This is a genomic window from Kaarinaea lacus (genome assembly GCF_975902315.1).
Genome location: NZ_CDLKIE010000203.1, coordinates 1 through 4,536 on the forward strand (window position 1 = coordinate 1; position 4,536 = coordinate 4,536).

General features: G+C 45.1%; 5 protein-coding genes. All 5 read left to right on the forward strand.

What is annotated here, in order from left to right; genetic code table 11:
* Positions 1 to 39: 39 nt before the first annotated feature.
* The gene (locus tag ACWVCM_RS06030) at positions 40 to 291 is read left to right on the forward strand and encodes a hypothetical protein (protein WP_455200821.1); all 252 of its coding nucleotides are present in this window, start codon (positions 40 to 42) and stop codon (positions 289 to 291) included.
* Positions 292 to 396: 105 nt separating this feature from the next.
* Entirely contained in the window at positions 397 to 999 is a 603-nt protein-coding gene (locus tag ACWVCM_RS06035; protein ID WP_455200822.1) for a TetR/AcrR family transcriptional regulator, read from the forward strand.
* A 120-nt stretch (positions 1,000 to 1,119) separates the two neighbouring features.
* Positions 1,120 to 3,498 carry an efflux RND transporter permease subunit gene (locus tag ACWVCM_RS06040; RefSeq protein WP_455200823.1) on the forward strand — a complete coding sequence of 793 codons (2,379 nt, stop codon included), beginning with the start codon at positions 1,120 to 1,122 and terminating at the stop codon, positions 3,496 to 3,498.
* Positions 3,449 to 4,231, forward strand: coding sequence for an outer membrane lipoprotein-sorting protein (locus ACWVCM_RS06045; protein WP_455200824.1), 783 nt, complete (start codon positions 3,449 to 3,451; stop codon positions 4,229 to 4,231). The genes ACWVCM_RS06040 and ACWVCM_RS06045 overlap by 50 nt, the downstream gene beginning before the upstream one ends.
* A partial coding sequence (locus ACWVCM_RS06050; protein ID WP_455200825.1) for a hypothetical protein occupies positions 4,231 to 4,536 on the forward strand: 306 nt, incomplete at its 3' end. The genes ACWVCM_RS06045 and ACWVCM_RS06050, both read left to right, overlap by 1 nt.

Here is a 4,536-nt window from a genome sequence, read left to right on the forward strand (position 1 = left end):
ATTATATAGCGCCACACTGCAGAAGCGCGTTTCCGCCATGTGCAAACCATTCGCACTGGCACCAGGCTACTCGCGTTCTGGCCACAACGCTTTGTCACTGATCCAGATGCCGACGACCTGCTACGCCTGTTGGAAAAAACAGTAAAAGCAGGCAAACACGTGGCGATCATGGCCCATTACAGTCACTGGAAAGAAATGAACACCGATATCGCTCGACATGCCATAGAGTGCCTATTGAATACCTTCCTGACCAAAAGGACAGTAGCCTGTTCATTTCCGATAAGGTATTGATATAACAACACTTCCAATCATCACACTCCCACACATTGAATAGTGAATAGTGAACGCTGAATATTTTCTTGATTATTCACTCGCGGGCGTCTAGACTTCTTCGCCATGGAACACGCAAAAGACCATTTTCACGAAGAAACCCACCAAAGAATTCTTCAGGCAGCAGAAGAACGCTTCCAGCAGTACGGCTACAACAAAACCACCATGGCTGAAATCGCCAGGGATTGCGATATGTCGGCAGCCAATTTATATCGTTATTTTGAGAACAAACTGGCCATAGGCGCTTCACTCGCCTGCAATTGCCTCGACAAAGACATTGATAAGCTTAAGAAAGTTGTACTGGATAAAGACTTATCACCGGCTGATAAATTACGCGAATTTGTGTTGGCGACACTCGACCATACTCACTCCCAATGGTCGGAAACACCCCGCCTGAACGAAATGGTCACTGCCATTTGCCACGAGCGGATGGATATCGTGGATCAACACGTTCATAACAAACAGGCCTTGTTAATTACCTTACTCAAGGAAGGTAACCTTCAGGGAACATTTGAAGTGGCGGACCCGGAAGTCACCGCAGAAGCGATTTTGACAGCCACCACGCTATTCGATGTGCCCTTGCTTATGCCCCTGTTTTCCCGCGAAGCCTTTGAACGTAAAGCGAATAATCTGGCTTCACTGTTATTAAACGGCTTGTTGAAGCGTTAGGAAATCGAATTCACGACTAGTTGAAACATAATACTGGTAAAACAGTGAACAATTTTCAAAATGTTCACTATTTACCCTTCACTATATACCTGTAGTGATGCACACGGAGGAGGTCTAGAAATGGCAACAAATAACGGGGTTTCACGTTACGCGCAGTGGGTGGTAAGCCATCCATGGATTGCCATTCTGGTTTCGTTGCTGCTGCTCTCCACTGTAATAATTACATTAATACAAGTGACTAAAGCACGAGATGAGCCAGTCCGAAAATTCGAAACCAACTACCGTGTTTTCTTTAGCAAGGAGAATCCCCAGTTACTCGCGTTTGATTCCCTGGAAAAAATCTACACCAAAAACGATAACGTGATGTTTATCGTCACTCCTAAAGATGGCAATGTTTTTACTGAAGAGACGTTAAGAATCGTTCAGGAAATAACAACCGAAGCCTGGCAAACTCCACACTCTATTCGTGTCGATTCAATAACAAATTTTCAACATACAGAGGCAGAAGGCGACGATTTAACAGTCAGGGACCTGGTTCCCGAAGAAGAACCACTGGACACTGCAACGCTCGATAAGATCAAAACTGTGGCATTGAATGAACCACTACTTGTCAATCGACTTATTTCCAGGACTGGTCATGTTACCGGTGTAAATGTAACCGTTCATCTGCCAGGCAAAGACACCATGGTTGAGGTTCCAGAAACCGTGGCCTTTGCACGCAACCTGGCTAAACAAATCATGGAAAAATATCCGTCCGTAGAAATTCGGTTGAACGGCATGGTGTTAATGAACAATGCATTTTCCGAAGCATCGCAAATGGATATGAAGAAACTGGTCCCCATAAGTTTCTTAATCATGCTGATCACACTGGGATTTATTCTGAAAAATGTCACAAGTGCAGTTGGCACTTCATTAGTTATCATTGCTTCAATTATTATTGGCTTCGCTATGGGTAGAATTATTGGCTATCCTATTACCCCACCCTCTGCGTCGACACCAACCATTGTGCTAACGGTTGCTATCGCCAACGCGGTTCATATCCTTGTAACTTTCCTCCATGAAATGCGTCTTGGGATAGAAAAGAAAGCCGCCATGATTGAAAGCCTGCGTATCAATATCCAGCCGGTATTTCTTGCCAGCGCAACAACCGCGTTGGGCTTCCTGTCTATGAATTTTGCAGATGTACCGCCATTTATGCACCTGGGGAATATGGTAGCAATAGGCGTACTCGCATCATTTGTATTTTCCGTGTTTTTTCTTCCCGCATTTATTACGCTGCTACCTGTGCGAGTACCTACAGGTAAAAAGAGTAATAGTTATGCAATGATGGATCGCCTTGGTACATTTGTAGTTACTCACCGTAAGCGTCTCATGTGGGGCATGTTGGTGGTAATAGCGACGCTAATATCTTTTATTCCTCGCAATGAACTCAATGATATTTTTGTACATTACTTTGACCATAGTATTGAATTTCGCCGAGATGCCGATTATTTCACCGAAAATTTAAGTGGACTCTACATAATTGACTACTCGCTGGATTCCGGAGAAGCAGGCGGCATCAGTAATCCCCAGTTTATGACTGATGTTGCCAATTTCGCCGACTGGTATCGCCAGCAACCGGAAGTGCTGCATGTCAATACATTTACCGACATTATGAAGCGCTTGAACAAAAACTTGCACGGTGATGATCCCAACTACTATCGCGAACCTGAGGAACGTAACCTGGCCGCGCAGTATTTGTTGCTTTACGAAATGTCGCTACCTTATGGTCTTGATCTCAACAATCAGATAAACGTTGACAAGTCAGCTACCCGCTTTACGGTCACCCTCCAGACAATGTCAACCAATGACTTACTCGCATTGGAAAATCGAGCTCAGGTGTGGTTAAAAGCCAATACTACTACTATTAAAAAAGCGGATGGAAGCGGAACCAGCATGATGTTTGCCCACATCGGCGAGCGAAACATTAAAAGTATGTTAATCGGGACCACAGTTGCGTTAATCCTAATTTCCATGATTTTAATATTTGCCTTACGATCAGTAAAAATTGGTATTATCAGCATGGTACCGAATCTGGTACCGGCGGCCATGGGTTTCGGTTTATGGGCTATTTTTGTTGGTGAAGTTGGACTGGCATTGTCAGTAGTAATGGGGATGACACTAGGTATCGTTGTTGATGATACAGTGCATTTTCTTAGCAAGTATCTCCGCGCACGACGCGAAAAACACCTCAATTCACAAGAAGCTACCAAATACGCATTTCACACCGTGGGTATGGCACTTTTGACGACATCAATCGTGCTGGTAATTGGCTTCCTGGTGTTATCGTTGTCCGCATTCAAACTCAACTCAGGCATGGGTATGCTAACGGCCATCGTCATTGCGCTGGCATTAATCGCGGATTTCTTCTTCCTGCCCCCCTTATTGATGAAACTTGAGGAGAAAAAAGATGAAAAAACCAATTCTGCTGATCGCGTCACTGGCACTGCTTCCGCTTAGCGCCTGGGCAGATACTCCAGAAGAAAAAGGTCTTGCCATTGCCGTTGAAGCTGACAAACGCGACACTGGCTGGAAAGATCAGAAATCAGATTTAAAAATGACGCTACGCAACCGGCAGGGCCAGGAAACCGAGCGCAATATTCGTAATAAACAACTGGAAGTTGATGGCGATGGTGACAAAAGCATGTCTATCTTTGACAGTCCAGCAGATGTGAAAGGCACAGCATTTCTAAGTTATACACATGCCACCAAGCCCGATGACCAGTGGCTATACTTGCCCGCCTTAAAGCGCGTTAAACGTATATCATCCAATAACAAATCCGGCCCCTTCATGGGCAGTGAATTTGCCTATGAAGATATTACCTCTCAAGAGGTTGAAAAATATACCTACAAGTGGCTTAGAGATGAAGCCTATGAAGGCAAGGATACATTCGTCGTAGAACGCTACCCCACTTACAAACATTCCGGCTATACCAAACAAGTGGCCTGGGTAGACAAAAGCATGTATCAACCCTGGAAGATTGATTTTTATGACCGTAAAGGTGACCTGTTGAAAACACTTACCTATCATGATTTCAAACAGTACCTGGGTAAATACTGGCGCCCCGATCGCATGGAAATGGAAAATCACATCACCAAAAAGAGCACAACTTTGTTATGGAGTAACTATCAGTTTGGCAATGGCTTCACCGACCGGGATTTTGACCGTAATAGCCTGAAACGTGCCCGATAATGAAATTCTTCTTGCCACTGCTAGCCGCCTGCCTCACGGGCTTACTAAGTTTCACCAGCTCGAGTACCAGCTGGGCAGGTGAATGGCGCGGCAATGTTGCCGGCGAGTTTCGTTATTTCCCTCAGGAACCCCTGGATCCGCGTCAGTTCGAAGGCAGCAACCTGTCAATATCAGCGCAACCCGAATATTACACGAGTTGGGATAACGGTGATCAGAGCTTTATCTTCACACCCTATGTGCGGCTCGATCAGCATGATGATGAACGAACCCATGCCGATATCCGCGAACTTGCCTGGAGCAAAATC

Bases quoted from the DNA above. Each gene is read 5' to 3' on its own strand.
- ACWVCM_RS06035 (WP_455200822.1), top strand. From the start codon at position 397: ATGGAACACGCAAAAGACCATTTTCACGAAGAAACCCACCAAAGAATT.
- ACWVCM_RS06040 (WP_455200823.1), top strand. From the start codon at position 1,120: ATGGCAACAAATAACGGGGTTTCACGTTACGCGCAGTGGGTGGTAAGC.
- ACWVCM_RS06045 (WP_455200824.1), top strand. From the start codon at position 3,449: ATGAAAAAACCAATTCTGCTGATCGCGTCACTGGCACTGCTTCCGCTT.